Raw genomic sequence first — 26,990 nt, forward strand, 5'->3', positions numbered from 1 at the left:
GAGGGCGCCCTTCGGTTCGTGTCGCGCGGGTGTCAGCCGCTCACGCCCCGGCCGAGCTCCCAGAGCTGGAGGGACGAGGAGGAGTTGAGCAGGTAGGCGGTGCCGGTGACGTCGTCGCGGGCCGCCACGTACTGCTTGCCCTGCCACAGCGGGATGACCGGGACGTCCTCGGCGGTGATGTCCTGGATCTCGGTGAGGGTGTCGACCGCGGAGAGGCGGTCGGCCTCACGCCGGGACTCGGGGATCAGGTCCTTGATGATCTTCGGGTTCAGGTAGGGCGAGTTGAGCGTGTTGTCGTTGTCGAGGAACGGCGCGATGAAGCTGTCCGCGTCCGGGAAGTCGGGGAACCAGCCCATGCCGAAGACGTCGTACTTCAGCTCGCGCTCGGCGGGCCGGAAGACGTCCCAGGGCTTGCCCTCGATGTCGACGTCGAAGAGGCCGCTCTCGTTGAGCTGGCGCTTCAGCTCCTCGAACTCGGGCTTGGTCGCGGCACCGTAGTGGTCCGTGGTGTAGTGCAGGGTCAGCTTGACCGGGGTGTCGATGTCGGCCGACTTCAGCGCCTGCTTCGCCGCGGCGGGGTCCGGGTCGCCGTACTTGTTGAAGAACGAGTTGGAGTGGCCGGTGATGCTGGCCGGGACCATCGAGTACAGCGGCTCGGCCTGGGAGCCGTAGACCTTGGCGACGAGTTCGTCGCGGTTGATGAGCTGGGCCATGGCCTGCCGGATGGCCTTGTCCTTCACGCTGGGCGCGTCGACGTTGAAGCCCAGGTACCGGATCTCGAGACCGGCCACCTCGATGAGCTTGACCTCGCTGTCGGGGCTGTTGGAGAGCTTGCGGATCTGCTCCGGCGTCATCGCACGCGTCATCACGTCGATGTCGCCCTTCTCCAGCGCGGCGCCCATGGCGTCGGCGTCGTCGTAGGAGACCAGCTCGACCTCGTCGTTGTTCACCTCGAAACTGCCCTTGTAGTTGGGGTTCTTGGTGAAGACGACCTTGTTGAGGACGCCGTCCTTGGACTCGCCCTTCATCTCGTACGGGCCGGAGCCGCTCAGCTCGAAGCCCTCGCGCAGCTTGTCCTTGGGGTAGGACGCCTCGTCGACGATGCCGGCCACGGGCGTGGACAGCTTGTACGGGAAGGTCGCGTCGGCGGTGTTGAGGTGGAAGATGACCTCGCGGTCGCCCTGGGTCTCCACCGTGTCCACCGTCGAGAGCAGGGCGGAGACGCCGCTGTCGCCCTTGAGGGATATCGCGCGGTCGATGGAGTACTTGACGTCCTTCGCGGTGATGGCGTCGCCGTTGGCGAACTTCAGGCCGTCGCGCAGGGTGCAGGCGTAGCGCTCGTTGCCCGTGTCCGTGAAGCCGCACTTCTCGGCCGCCTCGGGGACGGGCTCGCCGTCACCGCGCGGCTGGGTCATCAGCGTCTGCGAGGTGTGGCGGAGGATGTTCCAGGCGCCGACGTCGTAGGCCCAGGCCGGGTCGAGGGGCGCCGGGACGTCCTTGGTGATGGTGAACCGGTCCGTGGTGCCGACGACGATGGCGTCCCCGTCGCCGCTGCCGCCGTCGGACCCGCCACAGGCGGCGAGCACGGGCGCGAGCAGACCGACCACGGCCGGCAGCACCAAAGTCTTACGGTTCATGCTCGAGTTTCTCCAGAGCTGTCGGTCCGTGTATCCGGCATGCAGGGGTGTCGCGGCGGATCACGGGGGTAGTTGCGGACGTTCTCGCGACGAGATTAGTCCGCGCCCGCACGGGGGCTCTCGGGCACCGGAGTTGAGGGCTCATCACGGAGCGAAACCGGGTGTGGACACACCGAAAACCCGACAGTGGAAGGATTAGTGCAGGCTTTCACCAATCAGGACACAAGGACACCTCGACAACGTTCGCCAGGTCGAAATCAGCACACCCACGCACGCCTGTCGACCCCTGGCAAGGTGGTGAACGTCACACTGGGGCGTGTGCGGCCGGTGCCTCGATTCGGCCATCGGGAAACCGGGACGTCCGCCGTGAAAAGTCAGAGCATCACGGTCATCAGACCGCGCAGAAACGTCAGGTCGACCTCTTCCAGCGAGCCGACCACGGTGCGCCGCTCGGCGGGCTTGATGGGGGCGACCGAGGGCACGGCGACGACCTGGCAGCCGGCCGCCTCGGCGGCCGCGACGCCGGTCGCGGTGTCCTCGACGACGGCGCACCGCGCGGGGTCCACGCCGAGCCCGGCGGCGGCGGCCAGGTAGGGGTCGGGGTGGGGCTTGGTGCGCGCCACCTCGTCGCCGGCGACGGTGAGGGTGAAGTGCCGGGGGCCGAGCGAGGCCAGCACCCGGTCGATGATGCGCCGGTGCGAGGCGGAGACCAGGGCGGTGGGGATGTCGTGCGCGGTCAGCTCCGCGAGCAGCCGGGCGGCTCCCGGCATGAGCCGCAGGTCGCTGCCGATGCGCTGCTCGAAACCGTCGTTGAGCAGCACGCTCAGCTCGGCGAGGGTGATGTCGGCGCCGGTGGCCTCGATCAGGAAGCCCGCGCTGCGGGTCATGGGGCCGCCGACGACGACGTGGCGCCAGGAGTCGTCGAGGGTGTGGCCGAGGGAGGCGAACACCTCGACCTCGACGTCCCACCAGAAGCCCTCGGTGTCCACCAGGGTGCCGTCCATGTCGAGGAGCACCGCCTGCAGCGCCGAGCCTTCGGCCGTACGGGTTCCGAGTGCGGGGACCGTGCTGGTCATCCACGTACCTCCTTGAAGGGACGATCAGGCCGGTTCCCTCGTGGGAACCGGCCTGCGGTGGACCGACCAGTGTACGTCGTGCGGGACCGGAATGCCTGATGTGGCCCGTGGAGCGGCTCCGGAGGTGCCTCAGCGGGCGTTGAAGTACTTGGCCTCCGGGTGGTGGATCACGATGGCGTCGGTGGACTGCTCGGGGTGCAGCTGGAACTCCTCGGACAGGTGCACGCCGATGCGCTCCGGCTGCAGCATGTCGGCGATCTTGGCGCGGTCCTCCAGGTCCGGGCAGGCGCCGTAGCCGAGGGAGAAGCGGGCGCCCCGGTACTTCAGGGCGAACATGTCCTCCATCTCGGCCGGATCCTCCCCGCCGAAGCCCAGCTCGGAGCGCACGCGCGCGTGCCAGTACTCGGCGAGGGCCTCGGCGAGCTGCACGGACAGCCCGTGCAGTTCGAGGTAGTCGCGGTAGGCGTTGGCCTCGAACATCCTGGCCGTCTCCTCGCCGATGCGGGAGCCGACGGTCACGACCTGGAAGCCGACCACGTCCCGCTCACCGGACTCCTCCGGCCGGAAGAAGTCGGCGAGGCACAGCCGCCGGCCGCGTCGCTGGCGGGGGAAGCTGAAGCGGGTGCGCTCGTTGCCGTCGTCGTCGAGGACGATGAGGTCGTCGTCCTTGGAGACGCAGGGGAAGTAGCCGTAGACGACGGCCGCCTCCAGCAGGTTCTCGGTCTGGAGCCGGTCGAGGAGCCCGCGCAGCCGGGGCCGGCCCTCGGTCTCCACCAGTTCCTCGTACGAGGGGCCCTCGCCGGTGCGGGCCTGCTTGAGGCCCCACTGGCCCTTGAACAGCGCGCCCTCGTCGAGCCAGGAGGCGTACTCCTTGAGCTGGATGCCCTTGACGACGCGGGTGCCCCAGAACGGCGGCTCCGGCAGCGGGTTGTCGGTGGCGACGTCGGAGCGGACGTGACCCTCCTCGGGCCGCTCCTCGACCTCGATGCCGGCCGCGCGGACCCGGCGCTGCTTCAGCTCGGGCAGCTTGGCTCCCGGCACTCCGCGCTTGATGCCGATCAGCGCGTCCATCAGGCGCAGGCCCTCGAAGGCGTCGCGGGCGTAGCGGACCTCGCCGTCGTAGATCTCGTGCAGGTCCTGCTCGACGTAGGCCCGGGTGAGGGCCGCGCCGCCCAGGATGACGGGGTAGTCGGCGGCCAGCTTGCGCTGGTTCAGCTCCTCCAGGTTCTCCTTCATGATCACCGTGGACTTGACCAGGAGCCCGGACATGCCGATGACGTCGGCCTTGTGCTCGTCGGCCGCCTCCAGGATCGCGGAGACCGGCTGCTTGATGCCGAGGTTGACGACGTTGTAGCCGTTGTTGGACAGGATGATGTCGACGAGGTTCTTGCCGATGTCGTGGACGTCGCCGCGGACCGTGGCGAGCACGATGGTGCCCTTGCCGTCGTCGTCGGTCTTCTCCATGTGCGGTTCCAGGTGCGCCACCGCGGTCTTCATGACCTCGGCGGACTGGAGCACGAACGGCAGCTGCATCTGGCCGGAGCCGAACAGCTCGCCGACGACCTTCATGCCGTCCAGCAGGGTCTCGTTCACGATCTCCAGCGCCGGACGCTCCCGGAGGGCTTCGTCGAGGTCCTGCTCCAGGCCGTTGCGCTCACCGTCGATGATGCGCCGCTTGAGCCGCTCGTCCAGCGGCAGCGCCGCGAGCTCCTCGGCCTTGGACGCCTTGAGGGACTTGGCGGTGGCACCCTCGAAGAGCTGCATCAGCTTCTGCAGCGGGTCGTAGCCCTCGCCGCGCCGGTCGTAGATCAGGTCGAGCGCGGTGGTGACCTGCTCGTCGTCGAACCGGGCGATCGGCAGGATCTTGGACGCGTGGACGATCGCCGAGTCCAGGCCCGCCTTGACGCACTCGTCCAGGAAGACGGAGTTCAGCAGGATGCGGGCGGCCGGGTTGAGGCCGAAGGAGATGTTGGACAGGCCGAGCGTGGTCTGCACGTCCGGGTGCCGCCGCTTCAGCTCCCGGATGCCCTCGATGGTGGCGATCCCGTCCCCCCGGGACTCCTCCTGGCCGGTGCAGATGGTGAAGGTCAGGCAGTCGACGAGGATGTCCGACTCGTGGATGCCCCAGTTGCCGGTGAGGTCGTCGATGAGCCGCTCGGCGATCTCGACCTTCTTCTCGGCGGTGCGGGCCTGGCCCTCCTCATCGATGGTCAGCGCGATCAGCGCGGCACCGTGCTCCCGCGCCAGCGTCGTGACCCGCGCGAAGCGGGACTCCGGGCCGTCGCCGTCCTCGTAGTTCACGGAGTTGATCACCGCGCGGCCGCCGAGCTTCTCCAGCCCGGCCTGGACGACCTCGACCTCGGTGGAGTCCAGCACGATCGGCAGGGTCGACGCGGTCGCGAAGCGCCCCGCCAGCTCCTCCATGTCGGCCACGCCGTCGCGGCCGACGTAGTCCACGCACAGGTCGAGCATGTGCGCGCCCTCGCGGATCTGGTCGCGGGCCATCTCCACGCAGTCGTCCCAGCGGCCCTCCAGCATGGCCTCGCGGAACTTCTTCGAGCCGTTGGCGTTGGTCCGCTCGCCGATCGCCAGGTACGAGGTGTCCTGCCGGAAGGGGACCGTCTGGTAGAGGGAGGCGGCGCCCGGTTCGGGCCGCGGCCGGCGCTCGCCGGGTGCCGTGTCCCGCACCCGCTCGACGACCTGGCGCAGGTGCTCGGGGGTGGTGCCGCAGCAGCCGCCGATCAGGGACAGGCCGTACTCGCGGACGAACGTCTCCTGCGCGTCCGCCAGCTCCGGCGCCGTCAGCGGGTAGTGCGCCCCATCCTTGCCGAGGACGGGCAGTCCGGCGTTGGGCATGCAGGACAGCGGGATGCGGGAGTGCCGGGCGAGGTAGCGCAGGTGCTCGCTCATCTCCGCCGGGCCGGTGGCGCAGTTCAGGCCGATCATGTCGATGCCCAGCGGTTCCAGTGCCGTGAGGGCCGCGCCGATCTCCGAGCCGAGCAGCATGGTGCCGGTCGTCTCCACGGTCACGGAGACGATCACGGGCAGGTCGAGGCCGAGCGCGTCGAGGGCGCGCCGGGCGCCGAGGACCGAGGCCTTGGTCTGGAGGAGGTCCTGCGTGGTCTCCACGAGGAGCGCGTCGGCGCCTCCCGCGACGAGGCCCTCGGCGTTGCGCTGGTAGGCGTCGCGCAGCACCGTGTACGGGGCGTGGCCGAGGGTGGGGAGCTTGGTGCCGGGGCCCATGGAGCCCAGGACCCAGCGCTGCCGGCCGTCGCGGGCCTGGAACTCGTCGGCCACCTCGCGGGCCACCCGGGCCCCGGCCTCGGACAGCTCGTGGACCCGCTCGGGGATGTCGTACTCGCCGAGCGCCGAGTGGTTGGCGCCGAAGGTGTTCGTCTCCACGCAGTCCACGCCGACGGCGAAGTACTCCTCGTGCACCGAGCGCACGATGTCCGGCCGGGTGAGGTTCAGGACCTCGTTGCACCCCTCCAGCTGCTGGAAGTCGTCCAGCGAGGGGTTCTGCGCCTGGAGCATGGTGCCCATCGCGCCGTCGGCGACCACGACGCGGCCGGCGAGGGCCTCGCGGAGGGCGGACACGCGGGTCCGGGTGTCGGCGGGCGGGGTGGACGGCGACGAGGCCATGAACGGGCTCCCTAGGATGCGACGGCTGTCGGCTTTGCGCTGCCCGGTGGCGTCCGCTGGGGACGTCCCGGGGGAGAACGCACGTCGTCAGGGTAGCCGGGACCGGGGGCGGATGGTCGGGGCGTCCACGACGCGGACGAGTGTGGCGGGCCGCAAGGGCCGCCGAAAGGATGACGCACGGCCCTTGACCGCCCCTGGAGGGCGGCCGTGACCAGCGGGACGCGGCCGAAGTGCAACAGTTGCGCGCCGACCGTTAGCGGGAGGTCGGCATGGACCGGTAGTGTTCGGCATTGCCGAACGACGTCAGTGACGCCGAGGTCGGTACTCGAAGGGGACGGAGGCAGTACGTCGATGGCACGGAACATCCAGTCGCTCGAACGGGCGGCCGCGATGCTGCGCCTGCTCGCGGGCGGTGAGCGACGGCTCGGCCTGTCGGACATCGCCTCCTCGCTGGGTCTGGCCAAGGGCACCGCGCACGGCATCCTGCGCACCCTCCAGCAGGAGGGCTTCGTGGAGCAGGACGACGCCTCCGGGCGCTATCAGCTGGGGGCGGAGCTGCTGCGCCTGGGCACGACCTACCTGGACGTGCACGAGCTGCGGGCCCGCGCCCTGGTGTGGACGGACGACCTGGCCCGCTCCAGCGGGGAGAGCGTCCACCTGGGCGTCCTGCACCAGCAGGGCGTCCTGATCGTGCACCACGTCTTCCGCCCCGACGACAGCCGGCAGGTGCTGGAGATCGGCGCCATGCAGCCCCTGCACTCCACCGCGCTGGGCAAGGTGCTCTCGGCGTACGACCCGGTGGCGCACAGCGAGGCGCTGGAGGCCGACCGCAAGGCGTTCACGGACCGGACGGTCTGCGAACCGGAGGGATTCGAGCACATCCTCGACATCACGCGCGCGCGTGGGTACGCGGCCGACGTCGAGGAGACCTGGGAGGGCATCGCCTCCATCGCCGCGCCGATCCACGACCGCAGGCGCATGCCGGTGGGCGCGGTCGGGATCACCGGGGCGGTGGAGCGGCTGCGCCGGGACGGGGAGCTGCGGCCCGAGCTGGTCGCGGCGGTACGGGACTGCGCCCGCGCGGTGTCGCGGGACCTGGGAGCCGGACGGTTCTAGCGACCGCGCACGCGAGCGGGGGCCGGGGCGCGGCACAGCGCCCCGGCCCCCGCTCGCGTGCGCACGGCGACCGATAGCCCGAGTCGATCAATAACGATCGTGCTTTCGATAACAGGACTCTTGACGCACCCGTGACACCGAGCGAGACTCGCGTCCATCGGTCGGCATTGTCGAACACCTACCGGCAATACGCGTTAGAGTGGGACAACGCCAAGGGCCGCCATCGCTCTCACACCGAGGGCGCCGGAACACCCGGAGGGACCCGGGGTTCGGCTTCCCCTGGACGAAGGACAAAGGAGTCGCGGGTGTCCAGCTCCGACATCTTCATCGGCGAGACCATAGGTACCGCCATACTCATCCTGCTCGGCGGCGGTGTGTGTGCCGCCGTGACGCTCAAGGCCTCCAAGGCGCGCAACGCCGGCTGGGTCGCCATCGCCCTCGGCTGGGGCTTCGCCGTCATGACGGCGGCGTACATCTCCACGCCGCTCTCCGGCGCCCACCTCAACCCGGCCGTGACGATCGGCATCGCGATCAAGGACGGCGACTGGAGCAACGTCCCGACCTACTTCGCGGGCCAGCTGCTCGGCGCCATGATCGGCGCGGTCCTGGTCTGGATCGCCTACTACGGCCAGTTCCAGGCCCACCTCACCGACCGCGAGATCGTCGGCGGTCCGGGCGCGCAGGACACGACGGCCAAGGCCGTCGAGGCACAGGAGAAGGGCGCCGGACCCGTCCTCGGCGTCTTCTCCACCGGCCCCGAGATCCGCAACGTGGTGCAGAACCTCGCCACCGAGATCATCGGCACCTTCGTCCTGCTGCTCGCCATCCTCACCCAGGGCCTCAACGGCGAAGGCAACGGTCTCGGCGTGCTGGGCGTCCTGATCACGGCGTTCGTGGTGGTCTCCATCGGCCTCTCGCTGGGCGGCCCGACGGGCTACGCCATCAACCCGGTCCGCGACCTCGGTCCGCGCATCGTGCACGCCCTGCTCCCGCTGCCCAACAAGGGCGGCTCCGACTGGTCCTACGCGTGGATCCCGGTCGTCGGTCCGCTGATCGGCGGCGCCATCGCCGGAGGTGTCTACAACCTCGCGTTCGCCTGAGCGGGCCTCCGCTCGGCCATCATCGAGCCGCGGCCCCCGCGCCGCACCGGGCCACCCACCACGCAACCCCAGGAGCACACAGTGACCGACGCCCACACCGCAGGACCCTTCATCGCGGCCATCGACCAGGGCACCACGTCCTCCCGCTGCATCGTCTTCGACCGCGACGGACGCATCGTCTCCGTCGACCAGAAGGAGCACGAGCAGATCTTCCCCAAGCCGGGCTGGGTCGAGCACGACGCCACGGAGATCTGGACCAACGTCCAGGAGGTCGTGGCCGGGGCGGTCGAGAAGGCCGGCATCACCCGCGACGACATCAAGGCCATCGGCATCACCAACCAGCGCGAGACCACCCTCGTCTGGGACCGGAACACCGGTGAGCCCGTCCACAACGCCATCGTCTGGCAGGACACCCGCACCGACGCCCTGTGCAAGGAACTCGGCCGCAACGTCGGCCAGGACCGCTTCCGCCGCGAGACCGGCCTCCCCCTGGCCTCCTACTTCGCCGGTCCCAAGGCCCGCTGGCTGCTCGACAACGTCGACGGCCTGCGCGAGCGCGCCGAGGCGGGCGACCTGCTCTTCGGCACCATGGACACCTGGGTCATCTGGAACCTCACCGGCGGTGTGAACGGCGGCAAGCACGTCACCGACGTCACCAACGCCTCCCGCACCATGCTGATGAACCTGCACACCATGGCGTGGGACGAGAAGATCGCCGAGTCGATCGGCGTGCCGATGCGGATGCTCCCCGAGATCCGCTCCTCCGCCGAGGTGTACGGCGAGATCACGGGCGGGCGCCTCGGCGAGCTGCTAGGCGGCATCCCCGTCGCCTCCGCGCTCGGCGACCAGCAGGCGGCCCTGTTCGGGCAGACCTGTTTCTCCGAGGGCGAGACCAAGTCGACGTACGGCACCGGCACCTTCATGGTGATGAACACCGGTGACAAGCTCATCAACTCCTACTCCGGCCTGCTGACCACCGTCGGCTACAAGATCGGCGACCAGGACACGGTCTACGCCCTGGAGGGCTCGATCGCCGTCACCGGTTCGCTGGTGCAGTGGATGCGCGACCAGATGGGCCTGATCTCCACCGCCGCCGAGATCGAGACCCTCGCGCTGACCGTCGAGGACAACGGCGGCGCCTACTTCGTCCCGGCCTTCTCCGGCCTGTTCGCCCCGTACTGGCGCTCCGACGCCCGCGGTGTGATCGCCGGCCTCACCCGGTACGTCACCAAGGCGCACCTCGCGCGCGCCGTCCTGGAGGCCACCGCCTGGCAGACGCGGGAGATCGCGGACGCCATGACGAAGGACTCCGGCGTGGAGCTGACCGCCCTCAAGGTCGACGGCGGCATGACCTCCAACAACCTGCTGATGCAGACCCTCGCCGACTTCGTGGACGCCCCCGTGGTGCGCCCGATGGTCGCCGAGACCACCTGCCTCGGCGCCGCCTACGCCGCCGGCCTGGCCGTCGGCTTCTGGAACAGCACCGACGACCTGCGCGCCAACTGGCGGCGGGCCGCCGAGTGGACCCCCCGCATGGACGCGGAGATCCGCGACCGTGAGTACAAGAGCTGGCTCAAGGCCGTCGAGCGGACCATGGGCTGGCTCGAGGACGAGGAGTAAGAACCGCAATGACCACTCAGTCCACCCTGCAGTCCGTGCCTGCCCTGGGTACGCACCCGGCCTCCGGCTCCAACCCGAGCCGGGCCGAGACCCGGGAGCAGCTCTCCAAGGCGTCGTACGACCTTCTCGTGATCGGCGGCGGCATCCTGGGCATCTCCACCGCCTGGCATGCCGCGCAGTCCGGTCTCAGGGTGGCCGTGGTCGACGCCGGCGACTTCGCCGGCGCCACCTCCTCAGCCTCCTCCAAGCTGCTCCACGGCGGACTGCGCTACCTGCAGACCGGCGCGGTGAAGCTGGTGGCGGAGAACCACTTCGAGCGCCGTGCGGTCTCCCGCCAGGTGGCCCCCCACCTGGCGAACCCGCTGACCTTCTACCTCCCCGTGTACAAGGGCGGGCCGCACGGCGCGGCGAAGCTCGGGGCCGGCGTCTTCGCGTACTCGGCGCTGTCCGCCTTCGGTGACGGCGTCGGCCACCTGCTCTCCCCCGCCAAGGCGGCGCAGGACGTGCCGGAGCTGCGCACCGACAACCTCAAGGCGGTCGCCGTGTACGGCGACGACCAGATGAACGACGCGCGGATGGCGCTGATGACCGTCCGCGCGGCGGTCGACTCCGGCGCGGTCGTCCTCAACCACGCCGAGGTGACCGGCCTGCGCTTCACCAAGGGCCGGGTGACCGGCGCGGAGCTGAAGGACCGCCTGACCGGCGACGAGTTCGGGGTGAACGCGCGCCTGGTGCTCAACGCCACCGGCCCCTGGGTCGACCACCTGCGGCGCATGGAGGACCCGGCGGCGGCACCGTCCATCCGCCTGTCCAAGGGCGCGCACCTGGTGCTCAAGCGCACCGCGCCGTGGAAGGCCGCGCTGGCCACCCCGATCGACAAGTACCGGATCACCTTCGCCCTCCCGTGGGAGGACATGCTGCTGCTCGGCACCACCGACGAGGAGTTCGAGGGCGACCCCGGGGACGTGGCGGTCAACGAGAAGGACATCGCCCAGATCCTCGACGAGGCCGCGTTCTCCATCCGCGACCAGCAGCTCGACCGGGACCTGATCACGTACTCCTTCGCGGGCCTGCGGGTGCTCCCCGGCGGCCCGGGTGACACCGCCAAGGCCAAGCGCGAGACGGTCGTCACCGAGGGCCGGGGCGGGATGCTGTCCGTGGCCGGCGGCAAGTGGACCACCTTCCGCCACATCGGCCGCACGGTGATGAAGAAGCTGGAGGCGCTGCCGGGCCACCCGCTGGGCGAGGACTTCGAGCCCATCGCGTCGCTGCCGAAGAAGCTGCCGCTGCCCGGCGTCGCCAACCCGCGCGCGGTCGCCCACCGGCTGCTGGTCGACGGCCCGGCGCCCGGCCCGCGCATGGCGGCGGACACCGCGCGGCACCTGGCCACCCACTACGGTTCGCTGGCCTTCGACATCGCCCGGCTCGCCAACGAGAACCCCGAACTGGCCGAGCGCGTCCACCCGGACGCCCCGGAGATCTGGGCGCAGGTCGTGTGGGCCCGGGACAACGAGTGGGCCGAGACGGCGGACGACGTGCTGCGCCGCCGGACCACGCTGACGATCCGCGGCCTGGCCACGGACGACGTCCGCGCCAGGGTCCAGGGCCTGCTCGACGGGAAGTAGGCCGCCGCTCTCCGGGCAGGCCAGGAGGGCGTCCGGTCCCCTCGCGCGGGGCAGTGATCCGTTCACTCCCCCGTGCAAGGGGGCTGCGGGCGGCCCCTCGCCACGCCGTAAGGTTGGGGGGTACGCGAGGGCACGTCGGAAGGAGGCGCTGGGTGATCGAGCTCGAGGGGGTTCCCGAGCTGGTCGACCCGGTCATGGTGGCCGCGTTCGAGGGCTGGAACGATGCCGGCGACGCCGCCTCCACCGCGGTCGCGCATCTCGACAGGGAATGGAAGGGCGAGGTCTTCGCGGCGCTGGACGCCGAGGACTACTACGACTTCCAGGTCAACCGTCCCACCGTCTTCATGGAGGACGGCGTCCGCAAGGTCACGTGGCCGACGACCAGGCTCTCGGTGGTGCGGATCGGCGGTGACAAGCCGCGCGACCTCGTGCTCGTCCGGGGCATCGAGCCGTCCATGCGCTGGCGCTCGTTCTGCAACGAACTGCTGGGCTTCGCCCACGAGCTGGGCGTCGAGCTGGTGGTCGTCCTGGGCGCGCTGCTGGGCGACACGCCGCACACCCGCCCGGTGCCGATCAGCGGGACCACGTCGGACGCCGACCTGGCCAGGCGCATGGACCTGGAGGAGACCAAGTACGAGGGCCCCACCGGCATCGTCGGCATCCTGCAGGAGGCCTGCGCGCACGCGGGCGTACCGGCCGTGTCGCTGTGGGCCGCGGTGCCGCACTACGTCTCGCAGCCGCCCAACCCGAAGGCCACGCTGGCCCTGCTGAACCGGCTGGAGGACCTGATCGGGGTGCGCGTCCCGCTGGGCGAGCTGGCCGAGGACGCCCGCGCCTGGCAGACGGGGGTGGACCAGCTGGCCGCCGAGGACAGCGAGGTCGCCGAGTACGTCCAGTCGCTGGAGGAGGCCCGGGACACCGCGGAGCTGCCGGAGGCGTCGGGCGAGGCGATCGCCCGCGAGTTCGAGCGGTACCTGCGGCGCCGGGACGGTTCGGGGACGGGCGGTCCGGGCGGACACGCCACGGCGGACGGCGGCGACGGTCCGTCCGGCGCGCCGTACCTGCGGGACAACCCGAGCGGCCGGACCCGGCCGCCGCGGCCGCCCAAGGCGAGCGGGGACGACGAGGAGTCGTCGGAGGACTGAGCGGGCCCCACCCGCGTGGAACGGGGGCGCCTCCCACCGGGAGGCGCCCCCGTTCCTTGTTCGCGTGCCCGCCTAGAGCGCCACGCCCATCAGCGCGTCCACCGCGCGGGAGACGACGCCGGGCGCACCCTCGTCGGTGCCGCCGCTCTCCTGCTGGAGGGCGGCCCAGCGGTCGACGGCGTCGAGCGCGGCCGGCGAGTCCAGGTCGTTCGCGAGGGCCTCGCGGATCTCCTCGACGAGCGCCTCGGCGGGCGGGCCGTCGGGCCGGGAAACGGCGGCGCGCCAGCGTTCGAGGCGCGCGACGGCGTCCCGCAGCACCTGGTCGGTCCACTCCCAGTCGGAGCGGTAGTGGTGGGCGAGCAGGGCCAGCCGGATCGCGGCGGGGTCGACGCCCTCGCGGCGCAGCGCCGACACGAAGACCAGGTTGCCCTTGGACTTGGACATCTTCTCGCCGTCGAGTCCGACCATGCCGGCGTGGACGTACGCCTTGGCCATGGGGAACTCGCCGGTGAGCGCCTGGGCGTGCGAGGCGCCCATCTCGTGGTGCGGGAAGGCGAGGTCGGAGCCGCCGCCCTGGACGTCGAAGCCCATGCCGAGGTGGTCGAGGGCGATGGCCACGCACTCGATGTGCCAGCCGGGGCGCCCGCGGCCGAGGGACGCGCCGTCCCAGCTGGGCTCCCCCTCGCGGGCCGCCATCCACAGCATCGGGTCGAGCGGGTTCTTCTTGCCGGGCCGGTCCGGGTCGCCGCCCCGCTCGGCGGAGAGCAGCCGCATGGCGGCGGCGTCGAGGTGGGAGACCCCGCCGAAGTGCGGGTCGGCCTCGACGGAGAAGTAGGTGTCGCCCTCCAGCTCGTAGGCGGCGCCGGCGTCGCGCAGCCGCTCCACCAGCGGGACGATGCCGGGTATGGCCTCCACCGCGCCTATGTAGTGGCGGGGCGGCAGCATCCGCAGCGCCGTCATGTCCTCGCGGAAGAGGGCGGTCTCCTTCTCGGCGAGGGCGGTCCAGTCGACGTCGTCACGCACGGCCCGCTCCAGGAGCGGGTCGTCGACGTCCGTCACGTTCTGGACGTAGTGCACCTGCCGCTTGGTGTCGAGCCACACGCGCTGCACGAGGTCGAACGCGTTGTAGGTCGCCGCGTGCCCCATATGGGTCGCGTCGTACGGCGTGATGCCGCAGACGTAGATGCGGGCGACGGGACCGGGGGCGAGGGTCACCAGGTCCCCGGTCGCGGTGTCGTGGATCCTCAGGTCGCGGCCCTGACCAGGCAGGGCGGGGACCTCGGAAGCGGGCCAGGCATGCATGTCATGAGCGTAACCGGACGGATGTTCCGTACACGAACCGGACCGGTCCGGATGGCCGATGGGGCACTCTTGCGCTCCACCGGCCCCCGTGCGTGAGCGGCCGGGGCGCTAGACCGGCGGCCAGGGGATGGCCGGCCACTCACCGCCCGGCTCGGGGTGCTTCCCGGAGGCCAGCAGGGCGTCGACCCGCGCGCGCGTGGCGTCGAGTTCGGCCGGGGTGATGAGGCCGGCGAGCCTGGTGGCCAGGGCCGCGCCGTCCCCCAGGGCCTGCCTGAGGGCGTCCAGCGCCGCCAGGGCCTCCTCGGTCAGCGGGTCGCCCGCCCAGCCCCACAGCAGGGTGCGCAGCTTGTTCTCGGCGTTGAAGGTGACGCCGTGGTCGATGCCGTACAGCCGGTCGCCCTCGGCGGGCAGCAGGTGGCCGCCCTTGCGATCGGCGTTGTTGATCACGGCGTCCAGCACGGCGAGCCGGCGCAGCCGCTCGTCGTCCGCGTGCACGAGCAGGGCGGTGCGGCCCTCGCCCACCTCGGCGAGGGCGATGCCCTTCCAGCCGGGGCCGGGCTCCTCGGTGTCCACCAGGGCGAGCAGTTCCGTCTCCGGCACCGCCTCGATCCACAGCTGGACCATGCCCTCGCCGTACGGCCCGTCGCGCAGCACGGTGGGCGGGACCAGTCCCCAGCCGGTGGCCTCGGAGACCTCGTAGGCGGCGACCTCGCGCTGGGCGAGGGTGCCGTCGGGGAAGTCCCACAGGGGCCGCTCGCCGGCGACCGGTTTGTAGATGCAGCCCGCCTCGCGCCCTTCGTGCGTCACCGTGCAGTACAGCGCCGCGTTGGACGCCTCGCGGATGCGTCCGCGCACGGTCAGCTCGCCGAGGGCGAGCAGGTCGGCCGCCGCCGCGTCGGTGGTCACGCTCCGCGGCGGTATCCGTTCTGGCGCGGACATACGTGTCCTTCCGGGTCGAGCGGGAGACTGCACAGGGGGCACGGCGGCCGCCCGGCGTTGACGACGTCGAGGGCGCGTTTGGCGAAGGCCCTGGCCTGCGCGCCGGTGAGGCGGACGCGGAGCATCGGGGGGCCGTTCTCCTCGTCCTGGAGCAGCCGCTCCTCGGCCTCCGCCAGGTCCTCCTCGGACTCGGCGTCCAGCTCCACCAGGGCCTGCGCCTCGACGATCATGCGCTGGTCCTCGCCGTCCCAGGCCAGGGCCATGGTGCCGACCCGGAACTCCTCCTCGACGGGGGTGTCGAGCGGCGCCGTGTCGGACGGCTCGGTGGGGGCCACGGCGGGGACGACGGTGCTGCCGCCGCTGCGCCGCACGACCTCGTCGAGCAGCTCGTCCATGCGCTCGGCGAGGGCGGCGACCTGGGTCTTCTCCAGGGCCACGCTGGTCACCCGGGAGCCCGCGGTGGCCTGGAGGAAGAACGTACGGCGCCCGGGCAGCCCGACCGTGCCGGCCACGAAACGTTCCGGTTGGTCGTAGAGGAACACCTGACGGGACACGTCCTGTCTCCATGGAAGTCGGGGAAAGCGGAAGATCGGGGGCACTGCCGCGACCGGTTCACCCTACTGCGGCGGACGATCACGGTGCGCCCGCACCACCCCCGACCGTGGCCTCGTCGCCCGGCGGGGCCTGCTGCGGGGCGAGCGACGCGAAGTCGCCGGTGTCGCCGAGGCGCACGAGGAAGGGCCGCAGGCGGGTGTAGCGGATCGCGGTGACCGAGCAGGGCTCGACCGAGATCCGCTGGAAGAGGTCGAGGTGCAGGCCGAGGGCGTCCGCGACCAGGGACTTGATGATGTCGCCGTGGGAGCACATGAGGTACACGGCGTCGGCGCCGTGGTCGCGCTCCACGCGCGCGTTCCACTCGCGCACGGCCTCGGCGGCGCGGGTCTGCATCGCGCGCATCGACTCGCCGCCGGGGAACGCCGCGGCGGACGGGTGGGACTGCACCACCTCCATGAGGGGTTCGTCCTTGAGTTCGGCGAGCTTGCGGCCGGACCAGTCGCCGTAGTGGCACTCGCCGATGCGTTCGTCGGTGTGCGCGCGCAGACCGGGGCGGGCCTCCAGCAGCGGCCGGACGGTCTCCTGGCAGCGCTGGAGGGGACTGGTGACGATCTCGGAGAGCGGCAGGCCGGCGATCCGCCCGGGCAGCGCGGCGGCCTGTGCGGCGCCGCGTTCGTCGAGGGCCACGCCGGGTGTCCACCCGGCGAGCAGCCCCTCGGTGTTGGCGGTGGAACGTCCGTGCCTAACGAGGATCAGCGTGGGCATGCGGCCAGGGTAGGCGTACGGCGCGGTACAGGGGCGCCGCAGTGAGGGGAGAAGGCGTTCGGTGATCGTCGACTGTGCCATCTACCGGGACGGGCACCGCACGGACGGGCCCGAGGACTTCTCCGACGCGCTCGGGGAGGCGCGGGCCGCGGGCGGCTTCGTCTGGATAGGCCTGCACGAACCCACGGAGGAGGAGTTCGAGCTGGTCAGCCAGGAGTTCGGACTCCATCCGCTGGCCGTGGAGGACGCCCTCAAGGCGCACCAGCGGCCGAAGCTGGAGGTGTACGACGACTCGCTCTTCGCCGTCCTCAAGCCGGTGGTGTACGAGCCGGACAGCGACTCCGTCTCCACCGGCGAGTTGATGATCTTCCTGGGCGACGCGTTCGCCGTGGTCGTCCGGCACGGCGAGGACTCCCCGCTGAAGGCCGTGCGCCGGCGCCTGGAGCACGAGCCGGAACTGCTCGGCAAGGGCCCCACGGCGGTGCTCTACGCGATCGCGGACGCCACCGTCGACCACTATTTGGACGTGGCGGTCGAGCTGCAGAACGACCTGGAGGAGCTGGAGGCCGAGGTGTTCTCGCCGGACAGCGGGGGCTCGCGGAACACGGCCTCCAGGATCTACACGTTCAAGCGGCAGGTCCTGGAGTTCCGGCGGGCGACCGGGCCGCTGGCGCCGCCGCTGGCCAGGCTGGCCGGGACGGGCTCGTTCGGCGCCGGGGTGCCGTTCGTCAACGACCGGGCCCGGCCCTTCTTCCGGGACGTGAGCGATCACCTCACACGGGTGAACGAGTCGGTGGAGAACCTGGACCGCCTGGTGTCGGACATCCTGTCGGCACACCTGGCGCAGATGAGCGTCCGCCAGAACGACGACATGCGGAAGATCTCCGCGTGGGCCGCCATGGCCGCGGTCCCCACGATGATCGCGGGGGTCTACGGCATGAACTTCGACCACATGCCGGAGCTGCACTGGGTGTGGGGCTATCCGGCGGTGATCCTGCTGATGGCCGTCCTGGAGGTGCTGCTGTTCCGGCAGTTCAAGCGCCGGGGCTGGCTGTAGCGCCCGGGGCCGGGCCGCCCGGGCCTCAGGCCGGCTCGGGGGCCGGGGTCGCGGGTCCGCCGAGCGCGTCGCGGCGCTCGGGCGTCCGCAGGCGCACCATGCGGCGCCAGCCGGCCAGCCGCTCGTAGGCGTACGTCGCGCGGATGCCGGCCGCGAGCAGCGCCGACCTGCCGCGGGACCAGCCGAGGAGGCGCCCCATGCGGGCCATCACGGCGAGGCTGACGTCCCGGTGGACGCGGATCTCGGCCAGCGCGCACTCGCGCAGGGTCCGCCGGATGTACGGGCCGTGCCCCGCGGCGGTGTAGCGCAGCAGTTCCTCGTGCGAGTAGGCGAGGTGGTTGTCCTCGTCCGCGGAGATCATGCGGACGGCCCGGCCCAGGTCCGCGTCGTCGGCGAAGTACTTGAGCAGCATCGCCATCTGCTCGGCCGCGCGCTGCTCGGTGACCCTGCTGTGCGCGAGGTAGGTGATGACGTCCCGCACGGTGAGGGGCCGGTCGGCCTTGAGCTTGTCGTGGGCGAGGCCGATGCCGTGCCGCTCCAGCAGCATGGTGTAGTCGGTGTCGGCGGGGACGTCCACCGGTTCGAGGCCGCGCTTCTTCAACAGGGCGTTGAAGATGCGGCCGTGCTTGTCCTCGTCCGCCCCGTGCCGGGTGATCTTGGGGGCGAGGGCGCGCTCGCTCTCGGGCACGAGCGCGGCGATGCGCGCGTTCTCCCAGCCGCCCTGCGACTCACCGCTCGCGGCGATGGAGCAGAAAAGACGGAACGACTCGTCGTTGTCGAGGATCTCCTGGAACAGGCTCTTGGCCGAAAGCATCGGTCCCACCTCTCTGCCTCTGCGAGGTCCGCAGGTTCCGCACACTCCGCGATGAACGAGTCAAGTGCGGAAGCGGGGACTCGGCAACAGGTGCGGCGGCCGACTGCGCCGAAAGAAGGACCACCGGTGGCGCCGGGAGGCGTAACCACGGGCGCGCGGGCGCGTTGTTCCCCGTGACGGCCGTGGCGGGGAAGACCCCCGAGCCCCCACCACGGCCGCGGAACTCGACCCGGGATCACGCCAGTCCGGCGCGCTCCAGGGCCTCGGTGCCGGCGCGGAGCGCGGCGAGGCGCTCGTCCAGGGTGAAGCCCGCGGGGGCGAGCGTCAGGGTGGTGACGCCGGCCGCGGCGTAGGCCTTCATCCGGTCGGCGATCCGGTCGACGGAGCCGAGCAGCGTCGTCTGGTCGATCAGCTCGTGCGGCACGGCCGCGGCGGCCCCCTGCTTGTCGCCGGACAGGTACTTGTCCTGGATCTCGGCGGCCTCCCGCTCGTACCCCATGCGCTGGGCGAGCTGGTTGTAGAAGTTCTGCTTGCGGCTGCCCATGCCGCCGACGTAGAGCGCGGTGTAGGGCCGGAAGGTGTCGGCGAGCGCGGTGACGTCCTTGTCCTCGCCCAGGGCGAGCGGCAGGGTCGGGCAGACGTCGAAGCCGTCGAGGGTCAGACCGGCCTTCTCGCGCCCGGCGCGCAGGTGCTTGACGGCGGTCTCCTCCAGGTGGTCGGCGGAGGGGAAGATGAGCAGGGCGCCGTCGGCGATCTCGCCGGTCTGCTCCAGGTTCTTCGGGCCGATCGCGGCGATGTAGAGCGGGATGTGCTCACGCTGCGGGTGCACGGTCAGCTTGATCGGCTTGCCGGGGCCGCCGGGCAGCGGCAGCGTCCAGTGCTGCCCCTCGTACGACAGCCGCTCGCGGGTCATCGCCCGGCGCACGATCTCGACGTACTCGCGGGTGCGGGCCAGCGGCTTGTCGAACTTGACGCCGTACCAGCCCTCGGAGACCTGCGGTCCGGAGACGCCGAGGCCGAGGCGGAAGCGGCCCTGCGAGAGGGAGTCCAGGGTGGCGGCGGTCATCGCGGTCATCGCGGGCTGGCGGGCCGGGATCTGGAAGATGGCGGAGCCCACGTCGATGCGCTCGGTCTGGGCGGCGACCCAGGTGAGCACGGTGGCCGCGTCGGAGCCGTAGGCCTCGGCGGCCCAGCACACGGCGTAGCCGAGCCGGTCGGCCTCCTTGGCCACGGCCAGGTTGTCCGCGTCCATTCCGGCACCCCAGTAGCCGAGGTTGATCCCGAGCTGCATGGCCGATTCCCCTTACCCATCAGTAACGTCGCTGGTGCCCCGACCTTAGCGCGCGGAAATCGGTTGTCCACAGGCCCCCACAGCGCAAGCCGTGGCCAGTAATGTCGCCGTTCATGGAGCAGAGGCATCTCGGCCGCACCGGCCTGCGCGTGTCCCGCATCGGGCTCGGCACCCTGACCTGGGGCCGGGACACCGACGAGCACGACGCCGCGGACCTCTTGAAGACGTTCTGGGAAGCGGGCGGGACGCTCGTCGACACGGCGGACGTGTACGGCGACGGGGAGTCGGAGTACCTGCTGGGGCGCCTCATGGAGCGCCTGGTGCCGCGCCGGGACCTGGTGATCTCGACGAAGGCGGGCAGCGTGCCCGACCCGGACCGCCGCTTCGACGGTTCGCGCGGCCATCTGCTCTCCGCGCTGGACGCCTCCCTCGCCCGGCTGGGCACGGACCACGTCGACGTGTGGCACCTGCACGCCTTCGACCCGCACACCCCGCTGGAGGAGACGCTGCACGCCCTCGACGTGGCGGTGAGCAGCGGCCGCGCCCGGTACGCGGGCGTCTCGAACTTCTGCGGCTGGCAGCTCGCCAAGGCCGCGACCTGGCAGCTGGCGGCGCCGGGCGTGCGGAACCGGGTGGCGAGCACGCAGATGGAGTACTCGCTGCTCCAGCGGGGCGTGGAGCGCGAGGTGCTGCCGGCCGCCCTGGACCTGGGCGTCGGCCTGCTGCCGTCCTCGCCGCTGGGCCGGGGCGTCCTCACCGGCAAGTACCGCAAGGACGCGACGCCGCCGGACTCGCGGGGCGCCTCGGAGCACCTGGCCCCCTTCGTCGCGCCCTACCTCGACGACACGGCCGGGCACATCGTGGACGCGGTGGCCACGGCGGCCGACGGGCTCGCGGTGACGCCGCTCCAGGTGGCGCTGGCCTGGGTCCGCGACCGGCCCGGTGTGGTGGCGCCGGTCATCGGCCCGCGCAACGCGCGGCAGCTCACGGCGGCGTTGTCAGTGGAGACCCTTAGTCTTCCTGACGAGATCTGCCGGGCGCTCGACGACGTGTCGGCGCCGGTGCACCGCTATCCCGATCACGACTGGAGCACGCTGTGAGCACGGAGCCCGAGCCCCCCTCCGAGGACACCGCCGACACCGTGGCGCCCGGACCGGGGGCGCCGGGCGCGGCGGAGGGCGCCGGGAGCGACGACGGCCTCCCCGCCGAGGCGGGGGACGCGGAGACCGCCGAGGGCGGCGAGGCGAGCCCCGGGGCGGACGGGGAGGGCGGCGCCGCGGCCACCGGGGAGAGCGGCGGGGCGGACGCCCCGGCCCAGGTGTCCGAGAGTCAGGCCGAGCTGGCCGCCCAGCGGATCGAGCGGGAGCGGATCGCACGGCGCAAGGCCGAGAGGCAGGGGCCGATCGAGGCCGGCGCCAAGCTCAGCGGCACTGCGGCCGATCTGCTCGCGGCCGTGCGGGCCGTGGAGGGCGGCGAGAGGCCCGCGGCCACCGTCTTCGGCGAGCCGGGCCCGGCCCGCCGTCCCGCGCCGGAGCCGGTGCGGCCGCCCGGGCCGGCGCCCACCGCTCCGTCCGCCGCACCCGCGGCCCCCGCGCCGGAGTCCGTGGAGGCGGTGCGGCGGGTCCTGACCGAGGGCGGTGCCCCCGAGTCCCTCGCGCCGGGGACCGCCGCGCTCCTCGGGGAAGGGGCGGAGGAGGCCCTGCGGGCGGACCCCTGGCAGTTGCTGCGGGTGACGGGCGTGCGGCCCGAGCAGGCCGACGGGTTCGCCCGCGCGCTGCTCGGCGCGGAGTGCGGCCCGGACGACGAGCGGCGCGGCCGTGCCGTCACCGTGTGGCTGCTGGAGCAGGCGGCGCTGGCCGGGCACACCGCCCTGGAGCCGGCCCGCCTGACCGCGACGCTGGCCCAGCGGGGCGTGCCCGATCCCGACGCCGCCGTGCAGAGCACGCTCGCCGAGGGCGAGGCGCTGGCCTTCCAGGACGCCCTGGAGGAGCCCGGGGGCCGGCCGGGTCGCGCCGCGGGCGGCCCGGAGGATGCGGACGAGGGCGGCGAGGGGGCCGAGGAGCGTCCGGTCCGCGTCCTGATCGGCCTGGAGCGGTACGCGCTGGCCGAGGAGTCCCTGGCCGACGGCCTCGCCCGGCTCGTCAACGCGGCACCGAAGCAGGACGGTTCGGGCGCGGACTGGGAGGAGGCCGCCGCCTCGGCCCCGGGCTCGGCCGCCGAGCTGATCCGCGCCGTCGCGGGCCACGGCCTGGTCCTGCACACCGGCGGGGAAGCGGCCCTGGCGGAGCCGGCGGCCCTGCTGCACGCCGCGCACGCGCTTGGTCTGCGCGCCTGGGCCGCGGCGCCCGGGCCGCTCGGCCGCGACCGCTTCGCCGAGATGCTGGACACCAAGGCGCCGGACGGCCCGGCGGTCGTCGCCCTGGCCGGCCTGCTGGCCGGCACCGACGGCCCGGGGCGGGACGCCGACGGCGCCCTGGACCTGGATCTGCTGGTGGTGGTCGACGCTCCGCAGCTCGACGTCGAGGCGGGAGCGCTGCTGGCGGAGTCGCTGCCGGACGGGGTCCGGCTGGTGCTGACCGGGGACCCCGGCGTGCTCGGCTCGGTGGGCCCCGGACGGGTCTTCGGGGACCTGCTGGCGGCGGGGGTCTGCCCCCAGATCGCCTCGCGCCGCCCGGATCCGGGACCGCTCGGCGAACTGGTCTCCGGGATCGGCATCGGCGAGCTGGGCCAGGTGGAGGCGCCCGGCAAGGAGATCGTGATCGTGCCGGTCCGGGACGCGGGCGAGGCCGTGCACCGCACCGTCCAGCTCGTCGTCGACTCGGTGCCGCGCGCGATCGGCGTTCCCGCCGAGGAGACGCAGGTGATCACGCCGGGGCACGGCGGCGCGGCGGGCACCCGGGTGCTCAACGCGGCGCTGAAGGAACGGCTGAATCCGGGCCCCGGCCGCTTCGGCGGCTTCGACCCCGGTGACCGGGTGGTGCACTCCCCCGCGCCGGGCCGCACGCTGCCGGGCCGGGTGGTGAAGGCCGACGCCGACGGGCTGCACCTGTCGTGCGGGGGCGAGGACGTGATCGTCCCCAGGGAACGGGTGGAGGGGTCCGTGCGGCACGGCTGGGCCTTGACCGCGCACCAGGCGGCGGGCGGGCGGTGGCCCGCGGTGGTCGCGGTGCTGCCCGGTGACGCCGCCCAGGCCCTCAGCCGGCCCTGGGTCTACACCGCCTTCGGCCGGGCCGCCCGGCACCTCTCCGTGGTGCAGGGCGTGGAGCAGGCGCTGCCCCATGCCGTGGCCGAGATCCCGGCCAAGGCGCGCACGACCCGGCTGCCGGCGCTTCTCGCACCGCAGGTCCCGGTGACCGGCTGATCTCGGACGCAGATGGCCCCCGGGGCGCTCCCCGGGGGCCGGTGGCCGGGTCGCGCCCGGCTCAGCGATCCGCTTCCAGGCGGGCCGGCTCGGCGTCCTCGTCAGGGCCGGGATCGTCGTCCAGGTCGGTGTCGAGGTCCTCGTCCAGCTCCCCCGCACCGACGTCGCCCTCGTCGTCTGCTTCGTCGTCGACGTCGGCGTCGTCGCCGTCCTCATCGTCATCGTCGTCGTCATCGAGGCCGTCGTCGTACTCGTCGTCGAAGACCGCGCTGACGTCGAAGCGGCAGACGACCAGTTCCGGGTCGGCCTGCTCGAAGGGGGCCTCCAGCCACTCGCCGGGGTCGGCGGTCTCGTCGGCGGCGGTCACCCAGAGCGTGGAGTCGCCCTCCTCCAGGCCGAACTCCTTGTGCCGGGAGGCGATCTCGTCCGGCTCGAACTCGCCGAACAGGAGGCCGAGCGCCCCGTGCACCGTGCCGGAGGCCTCCCCGCCCACGCCCTCCTCGTCCGCCGCCTCGACCCGCCGGGCCTGGGCCATCAGACGCTGCGGCTCGGCCACCGAGTAGTCGCGGCGGATCAGCACGCTGAGCGCGCTCGGCTCCTCGGGGCCGGTGTACGGCGGCATCGAGTCCTCGGTGCCGGGGATCTCGAAGGGGGTGACCTCGTCGTACCGGTCGTAGAGCAGTTCGTCGTACGCCTCCGCGGCCGCGGCCAGCTGGTTGAACGCGTCGTAGACGGCCGGGTCTTCCTCCCCCGACCGGCGTTCCACCGCGGCAAGGTGGCGGTCGAGCGCGGTCTTGACGGCCTCGGCGGCGGCGCGTACCTCGGCAGCGGTGGGCTGCGCAGCATCAGACATAGTGCAGACGCTATCCGTACCGGGCCCCAGCCCGCACAATAGATTCGATGCCGGAATACGAATTTGCCGATGTGTACCTTCCGCGCGGGGTCACCCGCAAGGAGGCGACGCGTCTGCTGACGGAACGTGCCGAGTACGGACACTGGGAGTTGTACCGCCTGACCCTGCTGCGCGACGGCAGCCGCAAGGTGCGGCTGCGGCGGCGGATCATCCGCCAGGTGCGCGCGACCTGGTGAGCCCTTGACCGGGCTCGTCGGGGTACGGGCGGCCGAGACGGAGCGGGCCCCGCCGATGCGGGGCCCGCTCCGTGTGCCGCTCCGCCCGGGTCACGCCGAGGCGCGCGCCTTGCGGTAGAGCACCGTGCCCGCGAGCAGCGCACCCGCGCCCACCGGCAGGACGAGGCCCATCGGGAGGTCGCTGCCGGTCTCGGCGAGACGGGCGTCGCCGTGCGACTGCGCGACGGCCCGGGTGCCGGAGCCGTCGTCGTCCGGGGTGCCGCCGCCGGGGCCGTCCGAGCCGGGCGGGCCGTCGGGGGTGTCCGGGTTCCCGGGGTCGCCAGGATCGCCAGGGTTGCCCGGGTCACCAGGGTTCCCGGGGTCGCCAGGATCGCCAGGGTTGCCCGGGTCACCAGGGTTCCCGGGGTCACCCGGATCGCCGGGGTCTCCCGGATCGCCGGGGTCGCCCGGGTGGCCGGGCGGTGTGCGGTGGCCGCCGCCCGGGTTGCCGCAGTCGTTCGCGGTGGCCGGGTTGAGGACGCCGACGACGTCGACGGTGTTGCCGCACACGTTCACCGGCACGTGGACCGGCACCTCGACGTGGTTGCCGGATCCGACGCCCGGAGAGTCGGTGGCGCGCCCGCCGGCGTGCGCTCCCCCGTGCGAGCCGCCCCGGCCGCCGGAGTCGCCGTAGCCGCCGTGTGCGCCGGAGCCCGCGGACGCGCCGCCGCTCCGGTTGGCGCACGAGTTGCCCATCGCCGGATTGAGCACGCCGACGACGTCGACCGTGTTGCCGCAGACGTTCACCGGCACGTGCACCGGCGCCTGCACGGTGTTGCCGGACAGTACGCCGGGCGAACCCGAACTCGAGCCGTGCGCCCCCGAGTCCGCGTGGGCGGCGCCGCCCGCGGCGGCGATCACGCCGGTGGCCGCCGCCATCGTCATCAGGCCCTTGCGGGTGACCTGTCGCATTTCCTGGATCCCTGCCTTGCCCTAGTCCCGTGGTACCGAGAATGCCGGGAATTCCGGCGTTGCCGTGGCTCCCCCGCCTCGAAGGTCGCTCGAAAGGCCGTCGGCCCCGGAGCGCATGGCGTGCGCTCCGGGGCCGGCGGACTCAGACCCTCACGGGGCGAGGCCCAACGTCACTTGTTGACGCAGGCGTTGCCGAAGGCGGGGTTCAGCAGACCGATCACGGAGATCGTGTTGCCGCAGACGTTCACCGGGACGTGCACGGGAACCTGGACGACGTTGCCGGAAAGGACACCGGGCGAGTGCACGGCGGCACCCTGCGCACCGGAGTCGGCGACGGCCATGCCCGCGCCCGCGAGAACCAGACCACCGGTGGCAGCCGCGGCGGCGACGACCTTCTTGAGCATTGTTCCTCCTAGTTGGAAAACGCGATCCCAGCTTGCTGATCGCATCACCTGTAACGAGGAGGGAGTAATGAGGCTACGAGCTTATGAGCGCATTCACCCGTCCCGGTTGCCTCCCGTACGCGCGGGCGAATCAGGACGCGTCGATGAAGCGGTCGAGCACCCGCACCCCGAACTGGAGTCCCTCGACCGGCACCCGCTCGTCCACGCCGTGGAACATGCCCGCGAAGTCCAGCTCCGGCGGCAGCTTGAGGGGCGCGAAGCCGAAGCCGCGGATGCCCAGGTCGTCGAAGGACTTGGCGTCCGTGCCGCCGGAGAGCATGTAGGGGATCGCCTTCGCGGCCGGGTCCTCGGCGACCAGCGCCGACTGCATGGCCTCGACGAGCGCACCGTCGAAGGTCGTCTCGACGGCCTTGTCGGCGTGCACGTCCTCGCGCACCACCTTCGGGCCGAGGATCCGGTCGAGGTCGGCGAGGAACTCCTCCTCGTACCCGGGCAGGAACCGGCCGTCGACGTGGGCGGTGGCCGCGCCCGGGATGACGTTGACCTTGTAACCGGCGCCCAGCTGCGTGGGGTTGGCGGTGTTGCGCAGGGTGGCGCCGATGAGCTTGGCGATGCCGCCGAGCTTGGCGAGCGTGGCCTCCATGTCGTCGGCGTCGAGTTCGATGCCCATCGCGTCGCCGAGTTCGTCGAGGAACGCCCGGGTCGTCTTGGTCACACGGATCGGGAAGGTGTGCCGGCCGAGGCGGGCGACGGCCTCCGACAGCTCGGTGATCGCGTTGTCGCGGTGGATCATCGACCCGTGCCCGGCGGTGCCGGCCACCGTCAGCTTCATCCAGTGCATGCCCTTCTCGGCCGTCTGGATCAGGTAGAGGCGGCGCTGCTCGCTCACGGTGAAGGAGAAGCCGCCCACCTCGCTGATCGCCTCGGTGACACCCTCGAAGAGGTCGGGGTGGTTGTCGACCAGGTGCCGGGCGCCGTACGTGCCGCCGGCCTCCTCGTCGGCGAGGAACGCCAGCACGATGTCGCGCGGCGGCTTGCGCCCGCTGCGCAGCCGGTCGCGGACGACCGCGAGGGTCATCGCGTCCATGTCCTTCATGTCGACGGCGCCGCGGCCCCACACGCAGCCGTCGGCGACCTCGCCGGAGAAGGGGTGGTGGGTCCAGTCGTCCGCGTTGGCCGGGACGACGTCGGTGTGGCCGTGGATGAGCAGCGCGGGCCGGTACGGGTCCTCGCCCTCGATCCGGGCCACGGTGGAGGCCCGCCCGGGGTGGGATTCGAAGATTTGCGGTTCGAGTCCCACCTCCGCGAGCTTCTCCGCGACGTACTCGGCGGCCTTGCGCTCGCCCGGCCCCGAGTGGTCGCCGTAGTTGCTGGTGTCGATCCGGATCAGCTCGCGGCAGAGGTCGACGACCTCGTCCTCGCCGGTGACGCTCCTGGCCGTGCCCGAGTCGCTCACGTGGTTCCTCCCGCTGTCGCTGCTGGTGGGTCCGTGCTGGTGGGT

The 26,990-nt window shown here is 72.2% G+C and carries 22 protein-coding genes; 9 read left to right on the top strand and 13 right to left on the bottom strand.

Annotated elements, in window-relative coordinates:
• Nucleotides 1–32: 32 nt before the first annotated feature.
• The 3 genes from IE108_RS21590 to metH all read right to left on the bottom strand — a co-directional run bounded on the left by IE108_RS21590 (nucleotide 33) and on the right by metH (nucleotide 6,355).
• Nucleotides 33–1,637, bottom strand: coding sequence for an ABC transporter substrate-binding protein (locus tag IE108_RS21590; protein ID WP_064727044.1), 1,605 nt, complete (start codon nucleotides 1,635–1,637; stop codon nucleotides 33–35).
• Nucleotides 1,638–2,011: 374 nt separating this feature from the next.
• Nucleotides 2,012–2,713 (bottom strand): HAD family hydrolase, encoded by a 702-nt coding sequence (locus IE108_RS21595; RefSeq protein WP_064727045.1) that lies wholly within the window; start codon nucleotides 2,711–2,713, stop codon nucleotides 2,012–2,014.
• Nucleotides 2,714–2,842: 129 nt separating this feature from the next.
• Nucleotides 2,843–6,355, bottom strand: a complete 3,513-nt coding sequence (gene metH, locus IE108_RS21600; protein WP_064727046.1) for a methionine synthase — start codon at nucleotides 6,353–6,355, stop codon at nucleotides 2,843–2,845.
• Between the two features lie 351 nt (nucleotides 6,356–6,706).
• Here metH and IE108_RS21605 point away from each other — a divergent pair, with 351 nt between their 5' ends.
• The 5 genes from IE108_RS21605 (at nucleotide 6,707) to parJ (ending at nucleotide 12,961) form a co-directional block, all read left to right on the top strand.
• Nucleotides 6,707–7,471 carry an IclR family transcriptional regulator gene (locus IE108_RS21605; RefSeq protein WP_064727047.1) on the top strand — a complete coding sequence of 255 codons (765 nt, stop codon included), beginning with the start codon at nucleotides 6,707–6,709 and terminating at the stop codon, nucleotides 7,469–7,471.
• A 305-nt stretch (nucleotides 7,472–7,776) separates the two neighbouring features.
• On the top strand, nucleotides 7,777–8,571 hold the full coding sequence (locus IE108_RS21610; protein ID WP_064727048.1) for an MIP/aquaporin family protein: 795 nt from the start codon (nucleotides 7,777–7,779) through the stop codon (nucleotides 8,569–8,571).
• Nucleotides 8,572–8,652: 81 nt separating this feature from the next.
• Nucleotides 8,653–10,191: a glycerol kinase GlpK gene (glpK, locus tag IE108_RS21615; protein ID WP_064727049.1), complete on the top strand. Its 1,539-nt coding sequence runs from the start codon at nucleotides 8,653–8,655 to the stop codon at nucleotides 10,189–10,191.
• 8 nt (nucleotides 10,192–10,199) lie between these two features.
• A complete protein-coding gene (locus IE108_RS21620; protein WP_064727050.1) occupies nucleotides 10,200–11,816 on the top strand; it encodes a glycerol-3-phosphate dehydrogenase/oxidase in 1,617 nt (538 codons plus the stop codon).
• 152 nt (nucleotides 11,817–11,968) lie between these two features.
• Complete coding sequence (gene parJ / locus IE108_RS21625; RefSeq protein WP_064727051.1) at nucleotides 11,969–12,961, top strand: filament polymerization regulator ParJ; 993 nt, start codon at nucleotides 11,969–11,971, stop codon at nucleotides 12,959–12,961.
• A 72-nt stretch (nucleotides 12,962–13,033) separates the two neighbouring features.
• Here parJ and mshC read toward each other — a convergent pair whose 3' ends face one another.
• From mshC to IE108_RS21645, 4 genes are all read right to left on the bottom strand, one after another.
• Nucleotides 13,034–14,263, bottom strand: a complete 1,230-nt coding sequence (gene mshC, locus IE108_RS21630; protein WP_064727052.1) for a cysteine--1-D-myo-inosityl 2-amino-2-deoxy-alpha-D-glucopyranoside ligase — start codon at nucleotides 14,261–14,263, stop codon at nucleotides 13,034–13,036.
• Nucleotides 14,264–14,371: 108 nt separating this feature from the next.
• Complete coding sequence (locus IE108_RS21635; protein WP_064727053.1) at nucleotides 14,372–15,202, bottom strand: SCO1664 family protein; 831 nt, start codon at nucleotides 15,200–15,202, stop codon at nucleotides 14,372–14,374.
• Entirely contained in the window at nucleotides 15,166–15,756 is a 591-nt protein-coding gene (locus tag IE108_RS21640) for a DUF3090 domain-containing protein (protein WP_064727054.1), read from the bottom strand. Before IE108_RS21640 ends, IE108_RS21635 begins: the two co-directional genes overlap by 37 nt.
• Nucleotides 15,757–15,835: 79 nt before the next feature.
• Nucleotides 15,836–16,522: a histidine phosphatase family protein gene (locus tag IE108_RS21645; protein ID WP_064727055.1), complete on the bottom strand. Its 687-nt coding sequence runs from the start codon at nucleotides 16,520–16,522 to the stop codon at nucleotides 15,836–15,838.
• A gap of 61 nt (nucleotides 16,523–16,583) precedes the next feature.
• On the opposite strand from IE108_RS21645, the gene corA reads away from it, so the two are divergent.
• Nucleotides 16,584–17,579, top strand: a complete 996-nt coding sequence (gene corA, locus IE108_RS21650) for a magnesium/cobalt transporter CorA (protein WP_064727056.1) — start codon at nucleotides 16,584–16,586, stop codon at nucleotides 17,577–17,579.
• A 25-nt stretch (nucleotides 17,580–17,604) separates the two neighbouring features.
• Here corA and IE108_RS21655 read toward each other — a convergent pair whose 3' ends face one another.
• Together IE108_RS21655 and IE108_RS21660 are read right to left on the bottom strand one after the other, a co-directional pair.
• On the bottom strand, nucleotides 17,605–18,393 hold the full coding sequence (locus IE108_RS21655) for a hypothetical protein (RefSeq protein ID WP_064727057.1): 789 nt from the start codon (nucleotides 18,391–18,393) through the stop codon (nucleotides 17,605–17,607).
• 235 nt (nucleotides 18,394–18,628) lie between these two features.
• Nucleotides 18,629–19,684: an LLM class F420-dependent oxidoreductase gene (locus IE108_RS21660; RefSeq protein ID WP_064727058.1), complete on the bottom strand. Its 1,056-nt coding sequence runs from the start codon at nucleotides 19,682–19,684 to the stop codon at nucleotides 18,629–18,631.
• Between the two features lie 113 nt (nucleotides 19,685–19,797).
• Between IE108_RS21660 and IE108_RS21665 the strand changes: the two genes are divergently transcribed.
• Nucleotides 19,798–20,784 carry an aldo/keto reductase gene (locus IE108_RS21665; protein WP_064731681.1) on the top strand — a complete coding sequence of 329 codons (987 nt, stop codon included), beginning with the start codon at nucleotides 19,798–19,800 and terminating at the stop codon, nucleotides 20,782–20,784.
• On the top strand, nucleotides 20,781–23,045 hold the full coding sequence (locus IE108_RS21670) for a helix-hairpin-helix domain-containing protein (RefSeq protein ID WP_064727059.1): 2,265 nt from the start codon (nucleotides 20,781–20,783) through the stop codon (nucleotides 23,043–23,045). The genes IE108_RS21665 and IE108_RS21670 overlap by 4 nt, the downstream gene beginning before the upstream one ends.
• 61 nt (nucleotides 23,046–23,106) lie before the next feature.
• On the opposite strand, the gene IE108_RS21675 is transcribed toward IE108_RS21670, so the two are convergent.
• On the bottom strand, nucleotides 23,107–23,898 hold the full coding sequence (locus IE108_RS21675) for a hypothetical protein (RefSeq protein ID WP_064727060.1): 792 nt from the start codon (nucleotides 23,896–23,898) through the stop codon (nucleotides 23,107–23,109).
• A 47-nt stretch (nucleotides 23,899–23,945) separates the two neighbouring features.
• Here IE108_RS21675 and IE108_RS21680 point away from each other — a divergent pair, with 47 nt between their 5' ends.
• Nucleotides 23,946–24,134, top strand: a complete 189-nt coding sequence (locus IE108_RS21680) for a DUF5703 family protein (protein ID WP_064727061.1) — start codon at nucleotides 23,946–23,948, stop codon at nucleotides 24,132–24,134.
• Nucleotides 24,135–24,224: 90 nt separating this feature from the next.
• Here the strand turns inward: IE108_RS21680 and IE108_RS35265 are convergent, their stop codons facing one another.
• The 3 genes from IE108_RS35265 to IE108_RS21695 all read right to left on the bottom strand — a co-directional run bounded on the left by IE108_RS35265 (nucleotide 24,225) and on the right by IE108_RS21695 (nucleotide 26,945).
• Complete coding sequence (locus IE108_RS35265) at nucleotides 24,225–25,085, bottom strand: chaplin (RefSeq protein ID WP_064727062.1); 861 nt, start codon at nucleotides 25,083–25,085, stop codon at nucleotides 24,225–24,227.
• A gap of 170 nt (nucleotides 25,086–25,255) precedes the next feature.
• Nucleotides 25,256–25,489 carry a chaplin ChpH gene (gene chpH, locus IE108_RS21690; RefSeq protein ID WP_064727063.1) on the bottom strand — a complete coding sequence of 78 codons (234 nt, stop codon included), beginning with the start codon at nucleotides 25,487–25,489 and terminating at the stop codon, nucleotides 25,256–25,258.
• Between the two features lie 130 nt (nucleotides 25,490–25,619).
• A complete protein-coding gene (locus IE108_RS21695) occupies nucleotides 25,620–26,945 on the bottom strand; it encodes a M20/M25/M40 family metallo-hydrolase (protein ID WP_064727064.1) in 1,326 nt (441 codons plus the stop codon).
• Between the last annotated feature and the right edge of the window lie 45 nt (nucleotides 26,946–26,990).

Source organism: Streptomyces parvulus, assembly GCF_014648855.1.
GTDB classification, from domain to species: Bacteria; Actinomycetota; Actinomycetes; order Streptomycetales; family Streptomycetaceae; genus Streptomyces; species Streptomyces parvulus.